Here is a 20,436-nt window from a genome sequence, read left to right as displayed (position 1 = left end):
ACAGGCACGTTCTGAGGGGCCCCGGTCAGGCGACCGGGGCCCCTCAGGCACCGAGGTGCGGAATCAGGCCGCGACGCGGACTTCCTTGCGAAGCTTGGCGGTGATGTCGGCCACCTCTTCGGGAGTGGAGGCCTTGCCCGCCGCGACGTCCGAGTACTCCATGGGCATGGCGAAGCCGAGCGTGCTGTAGTCGCCCCAGAGGCAGTACACGACGTTGATCTCCTTCGGCATGCCCGACGTCGTGCTCTCGGAGTTGTCGACCACGGCCTCCTGGCACTTCAGGATGGCGCCGTCGAGTGCCTCCGGTGTGTACTCCTTGGGGCTGCCCTTGAAGGTGACCGCCCCGTCGCTCTCCTTCTCCACGTCCTGCTTCATGAAGAGGAAGAACGCGTCGACCGCCTTCTCCGGATCCTCGATCTCCCCGTAGAGGCCACCGAAGGTAAGTGCCTTGCCGCCCAGCGGATTGGCCTCGTTCTTCACCTCGTAGTTGGCACTGACGTCCTTGGCGTCCTTGATGCCCGTGGCGGTCTCGGCCTCCTTGAGCTCCTCGTCGGTCATGCCGTCGCCGCCGTCCGAGGACTTCTTGTACTCACTGAGCACCGTCTCCGGCGTCGTCAGCTTGTGCGGGCCGTCGTCCGCGATGTCCGCGCCGCTGCCACCGAAGACGAAGTACGCGCCGACCGCGACCGCGGCGACCACGGCCACCGCGCCCAGGATGATGCCGACCTTCTTGCCGCCACCGCCGGGGGCGACCGGGGGCTGGGGCACGGTCGGGTAGCCCGGCTGCTGGCCGTAGGGCGCCTGCGGCTGGCCGTAGGGCGGGGTCTGGGGCGGAACACCGTGGGGAGCCTGCTGCGGGTACCCGTAGCCCGGCTGCTGCGGGGGAGCCTGCTGCGGGTAGCCGTAGCCGGGCTGGGGGGCGGCCTGCGGCTGCTGGCCGTAGGGGCCCGGCTGACCGTACGGCCCGGGCTGCTGGGGCTGCCCGCCGTACGGGCCCGGCTGGTTGTGACTCATTTTCTGGGTTCCCCTCCAGATGCTTATGTGTTCCTGACATCCTGGCGCAAAGTCGCTGGGTCCCACGCACCGGGGGTCACACCGTTACCGAAGAATCGGGTTTCGGGACCGCCCCGTGACACCTCTAAACTGAGCGCGTGACCGAGAACGCTCAGCAGCAGCCTCCAGCGCCCAGCACCGACCTGCCGACCCAGTACGCGCCGGCCGACGTAGAGGGGACGCTGTACGAGCGCTGGGTAGAGCGTGGTTACTTCGAGGCGGACGAGAAGAGCGACAAGCCGCCGTACGCCATCGTCATCCCGCCGCCGAACGTCACGGGCAGCCTGCACCTCGGGCACGCCTTCGAGCACACGCTCATCGACGCCCTGACCCGCCGTAAGCGGATGCAAGGCTTCGAGACGCTGTGGCAGCCCGGCATGGACCATGCCGGTATCGCCACGCAGAACGTCGTCGAGCGCGAGCTCGCCAAGGAGAACAAGTCCCGGCACGACCTGGGCCGTGAGACGTTCGTCGAGCGCGTCTGGCAGTGGAAGGGCGAGTCCGGCGGGCAGATCAGCGGACAGATGCGGCGCCTGGGAGATGGCGTCGCCTGGTCGCGTGAGCGGTTCACCATGGACGAGGGCCTGTCCCAGGCCGTCCAGACCATCTTCAAGCGGCTCTACGACGACGAGTTGATCTACCGCGCCGAGCGCATCATCAACTGGTGCCCTCGGTGCCTGACCGCCATCTCGGACATCGAGGTCGAGTACCAGGACGACGACGGCGAGCTCGTCTCCATGAAGTACGGCGACGGGGACGAGACGATCGTCGTCGCCACGACCCGCGCCGAGACGATGCTCGGTGACACGGCTGTCGCCGTCCACCCCGGGGACGAGCGGTACAAGCACCTGATCGGCAAGCTGGTCAAGCTGCCGCTGACCGACCGCTCCATCCCGGTCGTCGCCGACGAGCACGTCGACCCCGAGTTCGGCACGGGTGCCGTCAAGGTGACCCCGGCGCACGACCCGAACGACTTCGAGATCGGCCAGCGGCACGGCCTGCCGTCCATCACGATCATGGACGAGCACGCCGTCATCACCGCTCACGGCCCCTTCCAGGGCCTGGACCGCCTCGAGGCCCGCTCCGCGATCGTCGCCGCGCTGCGCGCCGAGGGCCGGATCGTCGCCGAGAAGCGGCCGTACGTCCACTCCGTCGGCCACTGCTCGCGGTGCAAGACGACGATCGAGCCGCGCCTTTCCCTGCAGTGGTGGGTCAAGGTCGGCCCGCTGGCGAAGGCCGCCGGCGACGCCGTCCGCGACGGACGCGTCAAGATCCACCCCCAGGAGATGGAGAAGCGCTACTTCGACTGGGTCGACAACCTCCACGACTGGTGCATCTCGCGGCAGTTGTGGTGGGGCCACCGCATCCCGGTCTGGTACGGCCCTCAGGGCGAGGTCGTCTGCGTCGGACCGGACGAGGAGCCGCCGAGCGGCGAGGGCTGGCGTCAGGACACCGACGTCCTCGACACCTGGTTCTCCTCTGGCCTGTGGCCGTTCTCCACGCTCGGCTGGCCCGAGCAGACCGAGTCGCTCGCGAAGTTCTACCCGAACTCCGTCCTGGTCACCGGCTACGACATCCTCTTCTTCTGGGTCGCCCGGATGATGATGTTCGGCCTGTACGCGATGGACGGCACCCCGCCGTTCCACACCATCGCCCTGCACGGCATGGTCCGCGACCAGTTCGGCAAGAAGATGTCGAAGTCCTTCGGCAACGCGGTCAACCCGCTGGACTGGATGGACAAGTACGGCTCCGACGCGCTCCGGTTCACCCTGGCCCGCGGCGCCAACCCGGGTGTCGACGTCCCGATCGGCGAGGACTGGGTCCAGGGCTCCCGCAACTTCGCCAACAAGATCTGGAACGCCACGCGCTTCGCGCTGATGAACGGCGCGACGGTGGAGGGGCCGCTGCCGGACCCGTCGGCCATGTCGTCCACGGACCGCTGGATCCTCTCCCGGCTGAACTCGGTGGTCGCCGAAGTCGACGCTTACTACGACGACTTCCAGTTCGCCAAGCTGTCGGACGCCCTGTTCCACTTCGCGTGGGACGAGGTCTTCGACTGGTACGTCGAGCTGTCCAAGACGACGTTCGCCGCGGGCGGCGAGGCGGCCGAGGTCAGCAAGCGGGTCCTCGGCGAGGTCCTCGACGTCACGCTGAAGCTGCTCCACCCGGTCGTCCCGTTCGTCACGGAGACGCTGTGGACCACCCTCACGGGCGGCGAGTCGGTCGTCGTCGCCGAGTGGCCGACGGACAGCGGGTTCCGCGACCAGGGCGCCGAACGCGAGATCGAGAGCCTCCGGTCCGTCATCACCGAGGTCCGCCGCTTCCGTGCCGACCAGGGCCTCCAGCCGGGCCAGCGGGTCCCGGCCAGGCTGACCCTGGACGGTACGGCGCTGGCTCCCCACGAGGCGGCCATCCGCCAGTTGCTGCGGCTCCAGCCGGAGGGCGAGGGCTTCTCGGCCACGGCGACCCTGCCGGTCGCGGGGGCCGTCGTCGCGCTGGACCTGTCCGGCACGATCGACGTGGCGGCGGAGCGCAAGCGGCTGGCCAAGGACCTCGCCGCGGCCGAGAAGGAGAAGGCGCAGGCCAACGCCAAGCTCGGCAACGCCGCGTTCCTGGCGAAGGCCCCCGACCACGTCGTCGACAAGATCCGCACCCGCCTGGCGAAGGCGGAGGAGGACATCGCCCGCATCCAGGCGCAGCTGGAGCGCCTCCCGAAGGCGTAGCCGTTCGCAGGCGGCGAAGGCCCCCGGTGCTTCCTGCGCACCGGGGGTTTCCGCTTGCCGGGGGTGGGCCGTGCAACGGGACGCTCACGAGGCGCCGCCCGCGCCCCGCCCCGGCCACCCCAGGGGCACGACTGCCCGCAGCTGAGCAGGGCGACATGCAGCCGCCGTACACCGGGGGCGTGGGGAACTGCGCGAGCAACCGTGACGCGCCCGCGGCCGCCACACGACCCGCATCCTCGAGCCGAGAGGCGCCCCGGCCCGGCGAAGCCCCACCCGTAGACTGACGTCGTGAGCGAACGCAGTGACCAGGAGCCCGAGCCGATCGACCCCTTCGAGGAGATCGTCGCCGCCGAGACGGACCGTGACCCGGACCTCGCGGTGATCGAGGCCGGCAGCCGCACCCTGCGTGCGCAGGGCGGCGCCCCGCAGGCCGACGTACCCTCGCGGCCCGAGGACCCGGAGGTCGACAAGGCACTGCGCGAGGTCGAGGCCGACCTCGCGACCCGCTGGGGCGAGACCAAGCTGGAGCCGTCGGTCCAGCGGATCGCCGCGCTGATGGACGTCCTGGGCGAGCCGCAGCGGTCGTACCCCTCGATCCACATCACCGGCACCAACGGCAAGACCTCCACCGCCCGCATGATCGAGGCGCTGCTCGGCGCCTTCGACCTGCGCACCGGCCGCTACACCTCCCCCCACGTCCAGTCGATCACCGAGCGCATCAGCCTGGACGGCGCGCCGATCTCCGCCGAGCGCTTCGTCGAGACCTACCAGGACATCAAGCCGTACATCGAGATGGTGGACGGCTCCCAGGAGTACCGGCTCTCCTTCTTCGAGGTGCTCACCGGCATGGCGTACGCCGCCTTCGCCGACGCGCCGGTGGACGTGGCCGTCGTCGAGGTCGGGATGGGCGGCTCCTGGGACGCCACCAACGTCATCGACGGGGACGTCGCCGTCATCACGCCCATCGACCTGGACCACACGGACCGGCTGGGCACGACGCCCGCCGAGATCGCCGACGAGAAGTCCGGGATCATCAAGCAGGACGCGACCGTGATCCTGGCGCAGCAGCCGGTCGACGCGGCGCAGGTCATGCTGAAGAAGGCCGTGGAGGTCGACGCGACCGTGGCCCGCGAGGGCCTGGAGTTCGGGGTCGTCTCGCGGCAGGTCGCCGTCGGCGGGCAGATGCTCACCCTGCGCGGGCTGGGCGGCGAGTACCCCGAGGTCTACCTCCCGCTGCACGGCCCCTACCAGGCGCACAACGCGGCCGTCGCCCTCGCCGCCGTCGAGGCGTTCTTCGGCGTCGGATCGCAGCGGCCGGAACCGCTGGACGCGGAGACGGTCCGCAAGGCGTTCGCGTCGGTGTCGTCGCCGGGCCGGCTGGAGGTCGTACGGCGGTCCCCGACGGTCGTGCTGGACGCGGCGCACAACCCGGCGGGCGCGCGGGCCACGGCCGAGGCGGTCGGTGAGGCGTTCGACTTCAGCCGGCTCATCGGGGTCGTCGGCGCCAGCGGCGACAAGAACGTACGGGGGGTCCTGGAGGCCTTCGAGCCGATCTTCGCCGAGGTCGTGATCACGCAGAACTCCAGCCATCGCGCGATGGACGCCGACGAACTGGCGGCGATCGCGGTGGAGGTCTTCGGCGAGGAGCGCGTCCAGGTCGAGCCGCGGCTGCCGGACGCCCTGGAAGCGGCGATCACGCTCGCCGAGGAGGAGGGCGAGTTCGCGGGCGCCGGTGTCCTCGTCACCGGTTCCGTCATCACCGTAGGCGAGGCCCGGCTGCTGCTGGGGAAGGGCTGATCTCATCCATGCGTACCCTCTGCGCTTCCACCCTGATCGGCGAGTTCTTCGTGATCGGCTTCGCCGGACTGGTCGCCATGAAGGACCCGGACCTGGCCATGTCGACGGTCTGGACGGTCAGCGGTGCCGCCATGTTCCTGTGCGTCGTGCTGTGCGGGCTGGTCACCCGGCCCGGTGGCGTCCAGCTCGGCTGGGCGCTTCAGATCGCGCTGATCCTGTCCGGGTTCTTCGTGCCGTCCATGTTCTTCCTGGGCGCGTTGTTCGCGGCCCTGTGGTGGGCGTCCGTCCACTTCGGCCGCAAGGTCGACGAGGCCAAGGCACGGTTCGCGGCCCAGGCCTCCACCGAGGCGGGTGCGGGGGCTTCCTGACCGTCCGGGGCGGGTGTCTCCCCGGGCCGCGTCCCGAGGCGGGCCCGCTGACGCTGCGTGACACCCGCTCGGGCCCGCCCTGTAGCCTCTGAGCTCCGCACACTTGTGAAATGAAGGAGTCACCACCGTGAGCCAGCGCACCCTCGTCCTCCTCAAGCCCGACGCCGTCCGGCGTGGCCTGACCGGCGAGATCATCAGCCGTATCGAGCGGAAGGCCGGCTGGCAGATCACCGCGCTGGAACTGCGGACACTCGACCAGGAGACCCTGGAGCAGCACTACGGCGAGCACAAGGGCAAGCCGTTCTACGAGCCGCTGGTGGAGTTCATGTCCTCCGGGCCGGTCGTGGCGCTGATCGTCGAGGGCGAGCGCGTCATCGAGGGTGTGCGGGCGCTGGCCGGTCCGACCGACCCGATCGCCGCGGCGCCCGGGTCCATCCGCGGTGACTACGGCGTCATCGTCCGCGAGAACCTCATCCACGCGTCCGACTCCGAGGAGTCGGCCGAACGCGAGGTCAAGATCTTCTTCCCCGGCCGGGCGTAGTACCCTTCGCGGCGGCGGGGGCGGTGAGGTCCGCTCGCCCCCACCGCCCTTGTTCCGCCGCGGTATCCGGCCACCACCCACACGGCCTACTCCCCGCCTGACCTGCCACATCTCCGAAAACGCGGCCGTACAACGGCATATGCGTGGCGATCGGGGGAACGCGCACCCCCGATGGATCGTCTCCAGAGGCGAGGCGGCGCATCGCATGCCCACAATGGCGAAGACCCTCGCGCAGTGTTCGTGCGGGCGAGACTACGATGTAAGCCTTCACGTCACAGCACCCACTTCGCCGACCCGAAAAAGCCCTGAAACGCCCTCAAAAGCCCTCAGTGCTCCACTCGGGAAGGCCAGACGAATCCTGATGGGGAACTCAATGTCGTTCATCGGCCGTGACATGGCTGTCGACCTCGGGACCGCCAACACGCTGGTGTACGTCAGGGGTCGCGGGATCGTACTGAACGAGCCGTCCGTCGTCGCGATCAACACCAACACCGGTGGCATCCTCGCGGTCGGCGCGGAGGCGAAGAAGATGATCGGCCGGACGCCCGGCAACATCGTCGCGGTCCGTCCGCTGAAGGACGGCGTCATCGCCGACTTCGAGATCACCGAGCGCATGCTCCGCTACTTCATCCTGAAGATCCACAAGCGGCGCTATCTCGCCCGGCCCCGGGTCGTCGTCTGCGTTCCGTCCGGCATCACCGGTGTCGAACGGCGCGCCGTCATCGAGGCGTCCTCCCAGGCCGGCGCCCGCCAGGTGCACATCATCGAGGAGCCCATGGCCGCGGCCATCGGCTCCGGCCTGCCGGTCCACGAGGCCACGGGCAACATGGTGGTGGACATCGGCGGCGGCACCACGGAGGTCGCGGTCATCTCCCTCGGCGGCATCGTCACCGCCCAGTCCATCCGCGTCGCGGGCGACGAGTTGGACAATGCGATCATCCAGCACATCAAGAAGGAGTACAGCCTCCTCCTCGGTGAGCGGACGGCCGAACAGATCAAGATCACGATCGGTTCGGCGTACGACCTCGACGCTGACGAGCACACCGAAATCCGGGGCCGTGACCTGGTGTCCGGGCTGCCCAAGACCGTCGTCATCTCCGCCGCGGAGGTGCGGAAGGCGATCGAGGAGCCCGTCAACGCCATCGTCGACGCCGTCAAGACGACCCTGGACAAGTGCCCGCCGGAACTCTCCGGCGACATCATGGACCGCGGCATCGTCCTCACCGGCGGCGGCGCGCTGCTCCGCGGACTGGACGAGCGACTGCGCCGTGAGACCGGTATGCCGATCCACATCGCCGAGGACCCGCTGGACAGCGTGGCGCTCGGTTCCGGCAAGTGCGTCGAGGAGTTCGAGGCGTTGCAGCAGGTGCTGGACGCCCAGCCCCGCAGATGACGTAACACTTCGATTCCGCCGTACGAGACGAGTTCCTCTCGTACGGCGGATCGTTGATATCGAGGCATAAGCTCCACAAAGCGCCCCTCCGGTTCCCGTCCCGGGTTTCCCAGGGGCTACCCGAATTCCCCCATTCCTGTCGAATTCCTATGAGGAAGGCACGGCCGCCGCACGTGAGGGACACACGAGAGAGCCGGCTGCTCCTGGTGCTGCTGATCGCCGTAGCGTTCGCGCTGATCACGGTCGACATCCGCGGCGGGGAGGACTCACCGGTCGACGGTGCCCGACGTGCCGCGGCCACCGTCTTCGGCCCGATCGAGGACGGGGTGTCGACCGCCGTCGACCCGATCGGCAACGCCATAAGCGCGGTCCGCGACTCAGGTTCCCGCCACGACCGCCTCACCGCGCTGGAGAAGGAGAACGCGGAGCTGAAGGCGTCCCTCGGCAGCGACGCCCGCAACAACAGCAGGGTGCGCCAGCTCGACAAGATGCTGAAGACCGCCGCCAACGGCCGGTACGGCATCAAGGGCGCCGAGGTCATCGCCGTGGGAGCGGCCCAGGGCTTCTCCTGGACCGTCACCATCGACATCGGCAGCGACGACGGCATCACCCGCGACATGACCGTCCTCAACGGCGACGGGCTCGTCGGCCGCGTCACCACCGTCGGCCCGAACACCGCGACGGTCCTCCTCGCCAACGACCCGGACTTCACCGTCGGCACCCGCATGGAGGCGACCGACGAACTCGGCTTCGCCTCCGGCCAGGGCGACCGCCCGCTGCGCGTCGAACTCCTCAACGGCAAGGCCAAGGTGAAGGCGGGCGACCGTCTCGTCACGTTCGGCTCCCAGGCCGACAAGCCGTTCGTGCCCGGCGTCCCCGTCGGTGTCGTCTCCCGCGTCGACCCCTCCGGCGGCGACCTCACCCGCACCGTCTACGTCAAGCCGTACGTGGCCTTCACCCAGCTCGACATCGTCGGCGTCGTCGTGCAGCCGCCCCGCAAGGACCCGCGTGACACGGTGCTTCCGGCCAAACCGAAGCCCACCCCGCGGCCGACCGTGACGGTCACCGTCACCCCGGGCGTGAACGAACCCGGCGGCGCCGCCGACGGCCGGCCCGAGCAGTAGACGTAGGACAGTAGGAGCTGACCCCTTCATGCGTTTCAACCGGATGCTGCTCTCCACCACCCTGGTGATCGTCGCCCTGGTGATCCAGGTGAGCGTCCTCGCCAGACTCCACCTGCCGGGCGCCGTACCCGACCTCGTGCTCCTCACCGTCCTCGGGCTCGCCCTGGCGTACGGCCATGTCGGCGGCGCCCTCATCGGATTCGGCGCCGGACTGCTGTCCGACCTCGCCCCGCCCGCCGACCACGCCGCCGGACGCTACGCCCTGGTCCTCTGCGTCATCGGCTACCTCGCGGGCCTCGCCAAGCCCGAGACCGGCCGCCTCAAGTCGGCCACCGGGCCGATGGTCGTGGTCGTCGTCGCCGCACTCGGTGCCACGCTGCTGTACTCCGGCGTCGGCGCCCTCGTCGGCGACGACGCCGCCCGCCATGTCGGACTGCCCAGCCTGCTGTTCACCGCCGCCCTCTACGACCTGCTGCTCGCGCCCTTCGTCGTGCCCGGCATCATGGCGCTCGCCCGGCGCGCCGACAACGACCCGCTCGCCGAGACCGGCAACGCCGCCAAGGCCGCCGACGTCTCCGCCGGCTGGCTCTCCTCCGGCACGGGTCTGCGCATCGGCCGCCAGCGCGGGGGTCTGCGCATGAAGGCCGCGCGCTCCCGGGCGGCCAGGGCGGGCCGCATCAAGGGGGTCAAGCGGCTGTGAGGGCACGTCACACGGCACACACCACCGCACGAACCACGGCACGCGAAACGCCGAGGGGAACCGACCACAACCGGGCGCCCCACCCCATGTACCGGCCGCACTCGTCCACGCACTGAGAGGGGGAGACAGTGACCAACATCCCGGAGACCGGCCGGACCCCACGGGTCCAGATCCGGCTCGTCATCATCCAGATCCTCGTCTTCTCCCTCCTCGGCACCCTCGGCGGCCGCCTCTGGTACCTCCAGATCCGCGAGGGCGACGCCTACGCCAAGGAGGCCTCCGGCAACCACGTCCAGCAGGTCGTCCAGCCCGCCGTGCGCGGCTCCATCCTGGACGCGCGCGGAGTGCCCATCGCGGACAACGAGACACGGCTGGTCGTCTCCGCCTCCCGCACCGAACTGCTGAAGATGGACGACGACGGCAAAGCCGTCCTCACCAAGCTCGCCGGCGTCCTGGGCATGAAGCCCAAGGAGGTCATGGACAAGGTCCGGCTGTGCGACTCCGAGACCCCCCAGCCCTGCTGGAACGGCTCGCCCTACCAGCCGATCCCCATCACCGACGAGGCCACCGCCAAGCAGGCCCTCCAGATCCGCGAGCGCTCCGAGGACTTCCCCGGCATCACCGCCGAACCCCAGGCCGTACGGCGCTACGCCAGCCCCGGCGGCGCCAACACCGCCCAGGTCCTCGGCTACCTCTCGCCGGTCACCGACGAGGAGATCACCAAGGCGCAGGACACCGACTCCCCGTATCTGCGCTCCGACCAGGTCGGCCGGTCCGGCCTTGAACGCCAGTACGACAAGGAACTGCGCGGCAAGGCCGGCGTCACCCGCTACGAGGTGGACAACCTCGGCCGAGTCATCGGCGAGGCCGAGGCCGACCCCGCACGGCCCGGCGCCAACCTCGTCACCAGCATCGACGCCCGGGTGCAGCGCATCGCCGAGTACGAACTCAACGAGGCGATGAAGGAAGCCCGCAAGCAGATGGACCGGAACACCGGCACCAACTACAAGGCCGACTCCGGAGCCGTCGTCGTCATGGAGGCCAAGACCGGCCGCGTCGTCGCCATGGCCTCCAACCCGGACTACGACCCCAACGCCTGGGTCGGCGGCATCTCCGCCAAGGACTACGCCAAGCTCACCGGCAAGAAGTCCAACTACCCGCTGCTGAACCGCGCCATCCAGGGCCAGTCGGCCCCCGGCTCCGTCTTCAAGGTGATCCCCACCGCCGCCGCGGTGAACGCGGGCTACTCCTTCAACGGCCCCTACGAGTGCTCCAGTTCGTACTCCATCGGCGGCCAGGTCTTCAAGAACTTCGAGTCCAAGGGGTACGGCGCGATCAGTCTCGGCCGCGCCCTGGAGGTCTCCTGCGACACCGTCTTCTACCGCCTCTCCCACGAGGAGTGGAAGCGCGACGGCGGCACCAAGCCGAAGAAGAACGCCAAGGACTGGTTCTACAAGACCGCCCACCAGTTCGGCCTCGGCGCCGAGACCGGCATCGACCTGCCCAACGAGGTCACCGGCCGCATCCCCGACCGCAAGTGGAAGCAGGACTACTGGAAGGCCAACAAGAACGTCTGGTGCAAGACCGGTAAGAAGACCGGCACCTACGCCGAGCGGATCGCCTACGAGAACTGCCTCGAAGGCAACCGCCTGCGCGCCGGTGACTCCGTCAACTACTCCATCGGCCAGGGCGACACCCTCGTCACCCCCATCCAGATGGCCACCATCTACGCCGCCATCTCCAACGGCGGCACCCTGTACGACCCCACCGTCGGCAAGGCCGTCATCAGCCCCGACGGCAAGCACGTGCGGGAGATCGCGCCCAAGTCCCACGGCAAGCTCCCGATGTCGAAGCAGACCCGCGACGAGATAGACCAAGCCCTCGAAGGAGTCGCCACCCGCGGTACGGCAGCCTGGCGTTTCCAGGGCTGGCCGCAGGACAAGATCCCGATGCACGCCAAGACCGGCACCGCCGAGGTCTACGGCAAGCAGACGACCTCATGGTTCACCACGTACACCGAGGACTACGCGATCGTCATGACGATCTCCCAGGGTGGTACGGGCTCCGGCGCCTCGGCGCCCGCCGTGCGCAAGCTCTACAACGCCCTGTACGGCGTCTCCGAGGACGGCAAGATCGACAAGAAGAAGGCGCTGCTGCCGACCCCGCAGAAGAAGCTGCCGAAGATCGAGTCCGACGGTTCGATCGACGCCCCGAAGCTGGACACGTACCCGCCGAAGAAGACCGACGAGGAACTGGCCGAGGAGGAGGCCCGGACGGTGGCCGCCGGCCCGCAGGCCCAGCCCGTGTCCTTCGGGCAGGGTGCCGGGACCGTGAACGCCGACCCGGCCGCCCCGGCCACCGTCACCGAGCGAGGCGACGACACCGCGGTCGCCGACCACGTGCCGGCGATCCTCAGCACCCGCGGCGGCAACGGCAACCGGGCGGCGCGACGTCGTACCGGCCGCGGCAGCACCCCGAAGGGACGCGGGGAACCGCGCGACCGGCCACGGCGGTGCCGCGTCCGACCGGCGACGGCCCATCCCGGCACACCCGGCGGAGCGCTCACACGGAGGACGTCCGTATGACCGGCAACAGCTTCTCCGTCTCCGGGTACGGACCCGAACGATCCGGCTGGACCCGGCTGCTCGCCCGCGACTCGCTCGCCCGCCGGCTCGACTGGCCGATACTGTTCTCGGCCATCGCGCTCTCCCTGATCGGCGCCGCCCTCGTCTACTCGGCGACCCGCAACCGCACCGAACTCAACCAGGGCGACCCGTACTACTTCCTGCTCCGGCACCTGCTCAACACCGGCATCGGCTTCGCCCTGATGGTCGGCACGGTCTGGCTCGGCCACCGCACGCTGCGCACGGCCGTGCCGATCCTCTACGGCATCTCGCTCCTGCTGATCCTGCTGGTGCTGACCCCGCTCGGCGCGACCATCAACGGCGCCCACGCGTGGATCGTCATCGGCGGCGGCTTCTCGCTCCAGCCCTCCGAGTTCGTGAAGATCACGATCATCCTGGGGATGGCGATGCTGCTCGCCGCGCGGGTCGACGCGGGTGACAAACCGCACCCGGACCATCGCACCGTCGTGCAGGCCCTCGGGCTCGCCGCCGTCCCGATACTGATCGTGCTGCTCATGCCCGACCTCGGCTCGGTCATGGTCATGGTGGTCATCGTCCTGGGCGTGCTGCTCACCTCCGGCGCGTCCAACCGGTGGATCCTCGGTCTCATCGGCACCGGCGCGATCGGCGCCATCGCCGTCTGGCAGCTGGGGGTGCTCGACGAGTACCAGATCAACCGGTTCGCGGCCTTCGCCAACCCCGAGCTGGACCCTGCGGGCGTCGGCTACAACACCAACCAGGCCCGGATCGCCATCGGCTCCGGCGGACTGCTCGGCACCGGGCTGTTCAAGGGCTCGCAGACCACCGGACAGTTCGTGCCGGAGCAGCAGACCGACTTCGTCTTCACGGTCGCGGGCGAGGAGCTGGGCTTCGTCGGAGCCGGGCTGATCATCCTGCTGCTGGGCGTCGTCCTGTGGCGCGCCTGCCGGATCGCCCGCGAGACCACCGAGCTGTACGGCACGATCGTCGCGGGCGGCATCATCGCGTGGTTCGCCTTCCAGTCCTTCGAGAACATCGGTATGACCCTCGGCATCATGCCGGTCGCCGGCCTGCCACTGCCGTTCGTGTCGTACGGCGGTTCGTCGATGTTCGCGGTGTGGGTGGCCGTGGGGCTGCTGCAGTCGATCAGGGTGGAGCGGCCGATGTCGGCCTGAGGGGTGTCCCTCAGCCCCGCCGCGGAGGCCCCTGCGGACGACGGCCCACGCGCTCCTTCAGGGAGAGCGTGGGCTGCCCTTTTGCCACCGGTCCGACTAGATTCGGTTCATGGCGGACACCAAGCGCGAGATCGAGCGTAAGTACGAGTCCGACGAGAGCGGCCTGCCGGATCTGACCGGTGTGGCCGGGGTCGCGACGGTCGTCGACAAGGGCGTGGCGGAACTGGACGCCGTCTACTACGACACCCCCGACGAACGTCTCGCCGCCGCCTCGATCACGCTGCGGCGCCGCACCGGGGGCGACGACGCCGGCTGGCACCTGAAGTTCCCCGTCTCCTCGGGAGTACGGGACGAGATCCGGGCCCCGCTGTCCGAGACGCTGCCCCGCGACCTGGCGGGGCTCGTGCGTTCCCGGGTCCGGGAGGCCGAACTGGTGCCGCTGGTCCGGCTCCGGTCCACACGGGACGTCAGCGATCTGCTCGACGCGGACGGCACCCTGCTCGCCGAGGTCAGTGTGGACGCCGTGCACGCCGAGCGGCTCATCGACGGCGGCCGAACCGCGCAGTGGTCCGAGATCGAGGTGGAACTCGCGGACGACGGCGACCCGGCGTTCCTCGACAAGGTCGAGAAGAAGCTGCGCAAGGCGGGCGTGCGGCCGTCCGCGTCACCCTCCAAGCTGGCGAGGGCCCTGCGGGAGACGGCGGCCGGGAAGCCCGGATCGAAATCCGGCTCCCCGGCCCAGTCCAAGTCCAAGTCCAAGTCCAAGTCGGAGTCCAAGTCGAAGTCCAAGAAGAAGGGCGGCGGGGCCGCGGGGCAGCCCGGCTCGGCCGCCGAGTACGTCCTCGCGTACGCCCGCACCCAGCGGGACGCGATCGTCGAACTCGACCCGGCCGTCCGCCGCGACCTCTTCGACGCCGTGCACGGCATGCGCGTGGCCACCCGCCGGCTGCGCAGCACCTTCAAGTCGTACGGGAAGGTGCTGGACCGGAACGTCACCGACCCGATCGGTGAGGAACTGAAGTGGCTGGCGGGGGAACTGGGCGTCGGCCGGGACCACGAGGTGCTGGCGGAGCGGGTGACGGAGGCCCTCGCCGAACTGCCCGAGGGCCTGGTCGTCGGTTCGATCCGCACCCGGGTGCGGACCTGGGTGGAGGCGGGGAGCCACGGATCCCGCCAGGGTCTGATCGCCGCCCTGGACAGCGAGCGGTATCTGGCGCTCCTGCGGACCCTGGACGCCGTGATCGCCGAACCGCCGCTGCTGAAAGGGGCCGGGAGCGATCCGGAGAAGGTGATCGGCAAGGCGGTGAAACGGGCCTTCGGCAAGGTGTCGGACCTGGTGGAGCACGCCCTGGCCGAGCCGTCCGGCTCCGCGCGGGACCTCGCCATGCACGAGGCCCGCAAGAAGGCCAAGCGCACCCGGTACGCGGCCGAGGCGGCGACCCCGCTCCTCGGCAAGCCCGCCAAGCGGCTCGTGCGGGACATGAAGGCCCTCCAGTCCCTCCTCGGCGACCACCAGGACAGCGTGATGGCCCGTGACGCCCTGCGCGACATGGCGTTCCAGGCCGGCCAGGCGGGCGAGAGCTCCTTCACGTACGGGGTGCTGTACGGCAGGGAGGAGCGCAGGGCGGAGCTGGCCGAGGCGGCGCTGCCGGAGGCATGGCGGACGATGACGGCCGACGGCGCCTTCTGAGGGGCCGGGGTGCGGTGACCGTCGGCGTGCGAGGGGCGGCTCCCGGGGCGTTACGCTAGATGGTCACCCCTGTCAGCTCACGAAGGTAATCCCCGCGATGTCTGTCGAGTCGGTCTTCCCACAGCTAGAGGCCCTGCTCCCGCATGTGCAGAAGCCGATCCAGTACGTGGGCGGTGAGCTCAACTCCACCGTCAAGGAGTGGGACGCCTGCGACGTGCGCTGGGCACTCATGTACCCGGACGCGTACGAGGTCGGTCTGCCCAACCAGGGCGTCATGATCCTCTACGAGGTGCTCAACGAGCGCGAGGGCGTCCTGGCGGAGCGCACCTACAGCGTGTGGCCCGACCTCGAACAGCTGATGCGGGACAACGGGGTGCCGCAGTTCACGGTGGACAGCCACCGCCCCGTGAAGGCCTTCGACGTGTTCGGCCTGTCCTTCTCCACGGAGCTGGGCTACACGAACATGCTGACCGCCCTGGACCTCGCCGGGATCCCCCTGGAGTCCAAGAACCGCACGCTCGACGACCCGATCGTCCTGGCCGGCGGCCACGCCGCCTTCAACCCGGAGCCGATCGCCGACTTCATCGACGCGGCGATCATCGGCGACGGCGAGCAGGCCGTCCTCGACATGACCGAGATCATCCGCGCCTGGAAGGCCGAGGGCCGTCCCGGCGGCCGCGAGGAGGTCCTGCTCCGCCTGGCGAAGACCGGCTCGGTGTACATCCCGGCCTTCTACGACGTCGAGTACCTCCCCGACGGCCGTATCGCCCGCGTCGTACCGAACAGGTCCGGTGTGCCGTGGCGCGTGTCCAAGCACACGGTCATGGACCTGGACGAGTGGCCGTACCCCAAGCAGCCGCTCGTGCCGCTGGCCGAGACGGTCCATGAGCGCATGTCGGTGGAGATCTTCCGAGGCTGCACCCGCGGCTGCCGCTTCTGCCAGGCCGGCATGATCACCCGCCCGGTGCGCGAGCGTTCCATCACGGGCATCGGCGAGATGGTCGAGAAGGGCCTGAAGGCGACGGGCTTCGAGGAGGTCGGCCTCCTGTCCCTGTCCTCCGCGGACCACAGCGAGATCGGCGACATCGCCAAGGGCCTGGCGGACCGGTACGAGGAGGACAAGATCGGTCTGTCGCTCCCGTCGACCCGCGTGGACGCCTTCAACGTGGACCTGGCGAACGAGCTGACGCGCAACGGCCGCAGGTCCGGTCTGACGTTCGCGCCCGAGGGCGGCTCCGAGCGCATGCGCAAGGTCATCAACAAGATGGTCTCCGAGGAGGACCTGATCCGGACCGTCGCCACGGCCTACGGCAACGGCTGGCGCCAGGTGAAGCTGTACTTCATGTGCGGCCTGCCGACGGAGACCGACGACGACGTCCTCCAGATCGCCGACATGGCGATGAACGTGATCGCGAAGGGCCGTGAGGTCTCGCGGTCGAACGACATCCGCTGCACGGTGTCGATCGGCGGCTTCGTCCCGAAGCCCCACACCCCCTTCCAGTGGGCCCCGCAGCTCTCCGCCGAGGAGACGGACGCCCGCCTGGAGAAGCTCCGCGACAAGATCCGCGGCGACAAGAAGTACGGCCGCTCCATCGGCTTCCGCTACCACGACGGCAAGCCGGGCATCGTCGAGGGCCTGCTCTCGCGGGGCGACCGCCGGATCGGCGCCGTCATCCGCGCCGTCTACGAGGACGGCGGCCGCTTCGACGGCTGGCGCGAGCACTTCTCCTACGACCGCTGGATGAGCTGCGCCGACAAGGCCCTCGCCGACTTCGGTGTGGACGTCGACTGGTACACCACCCGCGAGCGCACCTACGAAGAGGTCCTGCCCTGGGACCACCTCGACTCCGGTCTCGACAAGGACTGGCTGTGGGAGGACTGGCAGGACGCCCTCGACGAGACCGAGGTGGAGGACTGCCGCTGGACGCCGTGCTTCGACTGCGGGGTGTGTCCTCAGATGGACACGCACATTCAGATCGGCCCCACCGGCAGGAAGCTGCTGCCGCTGACGGTCAAGAAGGACGCTGCGACCAGCGGACACGGGCACGGGCACTGAGGTCAGTGAGGCGCTGCGGCGCATCGTGGACGCGCTGGCGGACGTGACGGAGGAGGAGGCTGCCGCTGTGCTTCGTGGGCTTGGTGCTCGCGGCGTGCGGCAGCGGACCTCACGGGATGCGCCTCGGACGCCGCTGCCGCCTCCTGGAGGCTCTTCGCGGGTTCTGTCCGAGGAGTGGGTCTGACACGGTGCCGGTGACCGAGCGCTTCGGAGGTGCCCGTGACGGGCGGCGCTGACTTCGACGGTGAAGGTGCGGCTGCGGAGCATCGGCTTGCGCGGGATGCACCCGCGGACCGCCGGTCGGTGCGCCGTGCCATGAGTGTGGATGTGCGCGGCGCTCACGTCGGCTTGGTGGCGACCGCCATCGCGGTGGTTGTCGTCGCAAACCTGGGAAGCCTCGGATGGGCATGGACAATCGCAGGCTGTTTCGGTGCCTGGTACTCCATGGCGTTGTTGGTTGCGCGTCTGCGCGATTGGCGTGGATGGAACGCCGTGCGACGCGCGTACGTGGCGACGTTTGGCTGGGGGGACTACATCACGCCTTGAGCGCGGCGTCGGCGCCGCTGGCCTGGTGTACTCGCCGTTGCCGCCTGTTCGCGAGCGCGGCTATCCCGGTGGCGAGAGCGTCGTGAAGAAGTACGTGCAGTGGCCCCGCGAAGCCGTCCCGCATGGTTCTGTAGGCGAGAGTGGGCAACGTTTATCGACGGTTTCGGGCAGCACTTAGCGATCACAGGGGTCGAGAATGTCGATGAGAACTGGCAACGCTCTGCCGTCGTCCGGTGATTGCCCGTCGGGCCAGTGGGAGTGGAGCGCCGCCGCTCCAAGTCGTACATCTTGATCGTCTTCTGAGCGGCGCCTAGGCTCCCATGCCCATGGAGATGGGGGAGCCGGACCGCCGCAGGCCGTGGCGCGACCGGCTGGTCAGGCATCGTGCGATCGGGGCCCTGCTCGCCGGGACAGCAGGGCTGGCCGTTCTGGGCGCGGTGCTCGTCGTCTTGCCGGGTGTGGTGGTCGACCACGATCTCGCCGGGGCGAGCGTCGCTGCGCAGGACCGGCTGAAGGCGGTAAACGACGTCCGTACGACACTTCTGCAGGCCGTGGGCGGCATGGTCGTGCTGTTCGGCGCGTACGCCACCTGGCGGCAACTGCGAGTCAGCCAGGACGGCTTGCGCGCCACCCAGGAGGGCTATGTCACCGACCGGTTCAGCACGGCCGTCGATCAGCTCGGCAGTGACAAGCTGGAAACACGCATCGGCGGGCTCCACGCGCTGTGGCGAATCGCGGAGCACTCCGCCCGAGACCGCGAGGCCGTCATCTCCATCCAGGCCGCTTACCTGCGTACACACCTGCCCTGGCCGCCCGCCGGACCGGAAGCGCCAGCGACGGACGTGCCCATCAACGACGTCGTGCCGCTGGAGGTCCGTGCCGCCGACGCCCAGGTGGCGCTGACCGGGCTCGGCGTGTTGTTGCTGCAACCCCGGGAGCAGTCCTGGGTGAACCTCAGTGTTACGGACCTGCGCCGGGCGACTGCGACGGGCTGTGGCTGCATGAGGTCAACCTCGACCGGTCCTGTATGGAGGCGGCGGGCCTGTACCACGCCAACCTGACGCAGGCGTCTCTCGTCTCGGTCAACCTGCGGCACGCCGACCTCAAGACGGCGATCCTGCGCCGGGCACGCTGCGTTCTGGCTGACCTGCGGGGCGCACGACTGGTCGAAACCGACTTGCGTGACGCGGACTTCACCGAGGCCGACCTGCGCGAGGCGAACCTGCGCAAGGCCGACGCAGGCGGCGCTGTCTTCTGCCGCGCCGACTTGCGCCTGGCCGACTTGCGTGGCTCCGACTTGAGCACGGCCGACCTTCTCCAGGCACGTCTGACCGGCGCGGTGGCCAGCGAGCACACTCGCTGGCCAGCCGGTTTCGACCACGCGGCCGCCGGCGTCGTTGTTACCGAGGATCCCGGCCCCGAACCTCCGCCACTGCTCCAGCCCTCAGGGATAACGACGCAGCACCCGCCCCTGCGGTCCATGCCGTGACCGAGGGGCCCGACGGCTCGAGGCGTATCGAGCGGTCACTCTCACTGACGTGGGCGGGCCACTCGATCGGGTGATTGAGGCGCTACCGGACAGCGATCAGTCAGTACTGCGCGGCCTTGGTGGAACTGTGCGGGGCGCGGATCGTCGGCTGGTGGGCAGGGCTCTGAACGCCCGCCGGTATGCCTGGGGAGTCGTGCCGAGGTGTCGGGCGAAGTGGTGGCGGAGGTTGTCGACGGTGCCGAAGCCTGTGCGGTGGGCGATCGCGGTCACCGGGTCGTCTGTGGTCTCCAGGTGGTGCTGCGCGAGCAGGACTCGCTGTCCGGTCAGCCACTGCAGTGGTGTGGTCCCGGTTTCCTGCCGGAAACGTCGGGCGAAGGTCCGTGGGGAGAGGTGGGCGCGGTGGGCCATCGCGTCGACGGTCAGGTCCTGGTCGAGGTTGGCTTCCACCCAGGCCAGGACAGGGGCGAGGGACCCGGTCCCCTCCCGGGGGAGGGGGCGTTGGCGGTACTGGTGCTGGCCGCCGTCACGGTGTGGGGGTGTGACCATGCGGCGGGCGATCGCGTTGGCGACGGCGCTGCCGTGCTCCTTGCGGATGAGGTGGAGGCAGGTGTCGACGCCGGCGGCGGTGCCGGCGCCGGTGATGACCGGGTCCTCGTCGACGTAGAGCACGTCCGACTCGACCCGGGCACGCGGGTGGCGGAGGGCGAGTTCGTCGGTGTAGCGCCAGTGCGTGGTACAGCGTCGCTCGTCGAGCAGCCCGGCCTCGCCCAGGAGGAAGGCCCCGGTGCAGATGCTCAGGACCCGAGCGCCACGCTTCACGGCAGCCCGCAGTTCCTCGGTCAGATGGTCCGGCTGGCGCACATCGAGGTCGTAGGCCGGGATGCAGACGAGGTCCGCCGAGGCCAGCCGCTCCAGGCCGTGCCGGGCCCGCACCTCGAAGCCGTGGCGGGTCGGCACGCTGTCGCCGGTGGCCGAGACGAGAGCGAAGTCGTACACGGGCAGCGCGTCATCGCTGCGGTCGATCCCGAAGACCTCGCAGAACACGCCCAGCTCGTATGCGTGGGCACCCTGAAGGGCCAGGACGGCGACGTCGTGAAGCATCCGTTCCCGATCCCCCTCCTACGACAGTGGCAGGAATTTCAGCTTACCTGTCGTCTCTGCCACTCTCAGGTGGGAGC

General features: G+C 69.5%; 15 protein-coding genes. 13 read left to right on the top strand and 2 right to left on the bottom strand.

The window, feature by feature from the left end; genetic code table 11:
* Positions 1 to 63 precede the first annotated feature (63 nt).
* Entirely contained in the window at positions 64 to 1,014 is a 951-nt protein-coding gene (locus AC067N_RS07070) for a hypothetical protein (protein WP_478677881.1), read from the bottom strand.
* Between the two features lie 137 nt (positions 1,015 to 1,151).
* On the opposite strand from AC067N_RS07070, the gene AC067N_RS07065 reads away from it, so the two are divergent.
* The 13 genes from AC067N_RS07065 to AC067N_RS07005 all read left to right on the top strand — a co-directional run bounded on the left by AC067N_RS07065 (position 1,152) and on the right by AC067N_RS07005 (position 19,258).
* Positions 1,152 to 3,776: a valine--tRNA ligase gene (locus tag AC067N_RS07065; protein ID WP_478677880.1), complete on the top strand. Its 2,625-nt coding sequence runs from the start codon at positions 1,152 to 1,154 to the stop codon at positions 3,774 to 3,776.
* A 288-nt stretch (positions 3,777 to 4,064) separates the two neighbouring features.
* Positions 4,065 to 5,573, top strand: a complete 1,509-nt coding sequence (gene folC, locus AC067N_RS07060) for a bifunctional tetrahydrofolate synthase/dihydrofolate synthase (RefSeq protein WP_478677879.1) — start codon at positions 4,065 to 4,067, stop codon at positions 5,571 to 5,573.
* An 8-nt stretch (positions 5,574 to 5,581) separates the two neighbouring features.
* Positions 5,582 to 5,941, top strand: coding sequence for a DUF4233 domain-containing protein (locus tag AC067N_RS07055; RefSeq protein ID WP_478677878.1), 360 nt, complete (start codon positions 5,582 to 5,584; stop codon positions 5,939 to 5,941).
* A 127-nt stretch (positions 5,942 to 6,068) separates the two neighbouring features.
* Entirely contained in the window at positions 6,069 to 6,482 is a 414-nt protein-coding gene (ndk, locus tag AC067N_RS07050) for a nucleoside-diphosphate kinase (RefSeq protein ID WP_351245956.1), read from the top strand.
* Between the two features lie 373 nt (positions 6,483 to 6,855).
* Positions 6,856 to 7,875 carry a rod shape-determining protein gene (locus tag AC067N_RS07045; RefSeq protein ID WP_004931372.1) on the top strand — a complete coding sequence of 340 codons (1,020 nt, stop codon included), beginning with the start codon at positions 6,856 to 6,858 and terminating at the stop codon, positions 7,873 to 7,875.
* A gap of 173 nt (positions 7,876 to 8,048) precedes the next feature.
* Positions 8,049 to 8,999: a rod shape-determining protein MreC gene (gene mreC, locus AC067N_RS07040; RefSeq protein WP_478677877.1), complete on the top strand. Its 951-nt coding sequence runs from the start codon at positions 8,049 to 8,051 to the stop codon at positions 8,997 to 8,999.
* A 28-nt stretch (positions 9,000 to 9,027) separates the two neighbouring features.
* Positions 9,028 to 9,699: a rod shape-determining protein MreD gene (gene mreD, locus AC067N_RS07035; protein ID WP_478677876.1), complete on the top strand. Its 672-nt coding sequence runs from the start codon at positions 9,028 to 9,030 to the stop codon at positions 9,697 to 9,699.
* A 128-nt stretch (positions 9,700 to 9,827) separates the two neighbouring features.
* Positions 9,828 to 12,284, top strand: a complete 2,457-nt coding sequence (mrdA, locus tag AC067N_RS07030) for a penicillin-binding protein 2 (RefSeq protein ID WP_478677875.1) — start codon at positions 9,828 to 9,830, stop codon at positions 12,282 to 12,284.
* Complete coding sequence (gene rodA / locus AC067N_RS07025) at positions 12,281 to 13,477, top strand: rod shape-determining protein RodA (RefSeq protein ID WP_478677874.1); 1,197 nt, start codon at positions 12,281 to 12,283, stop codon at positions 13,475 to 13,477. Before mrdA ends, rodA begins: the two co-directional genes overlap by 4 nt.
* A gap of 109 nt (positions 13,478 to 13,586) precedes the next feature.
* Positions 13,587 to 15,167: a CYTH and CHAD domain-containing protein gene (locus AC067N_RS07020; protein ID WP_478677873.1), complete on the top strand. Its 1,581-nt coding sequence runs from the start codon at positions 13,587 to 13,589 to the stop codon at positions 15,165 to 15,167.
* A gap of 97 nt (positions 15,168 to 15,264) precedes the next feature.
* Positions 15,265 to 17,223 (top strand): TIGR03960 family B12-binding radical SAM protein, encoded by a 1,959-nt coding sequence (locus AC067N_RS07015; RefSeq protein WP_478677872.1) that lies wholly within the window; start codon positions 15,265 to 15,267, stop codon positions 17,221 to 17,223.
* Between the two features lie 866 nt (positions 17,224 to 18,089).
* Positions 18,090 to 18,830, top strand: a complete 741-nt coding sequence (locus tag AC067N_RS07010) for a hypothetical protein (RefSeq protein ID WP_478677871.1) — start codon at positions 18,090 to 18,092, stop codon at positions 18,828 to 18,830.
* Complete coding sequence (locus AC067N_RS07005) at positions 18,797 to 19,258, top strand: pentapeptide repeat-containing protein (RefSeq protein ID WP_478677870.1); 462 nt, start codon at positions 18,797 to 18,799, stop codon at positions 19,256 to 19,258. Before AC067N_RS07010 ends, AC067N_RS07005 begins: the two co-directional genes overlap by 34 nt.
* A 96-nt stretch (positions 19,259 to 19,354) precedes the next feature.
* Here AC067N_RS07005 and AC067N_RS07000 read toward each other — a convergent pair whose 3' ends face one another.
* Positions 19,355 to 20,359 (bottom strand): GlxA family transcriptional regulator, encoded by a 1,005-nt coding sequence (locus AC067N_RS07000; protein WP_478677869.1) that lies wholly within the window; start codon positions 20,357 to 20,359, stop codon positions 19,355 to 19,357.
* Positions 20,360 to 20,436: the final 77 nt, after the last annotated feature.

The organism is Streptomyces sp. NPDC042364, assembly GCF_056437585.1.
This window is presented reverse-complemented; position numbering and strand designations above follow the sequence as displayed.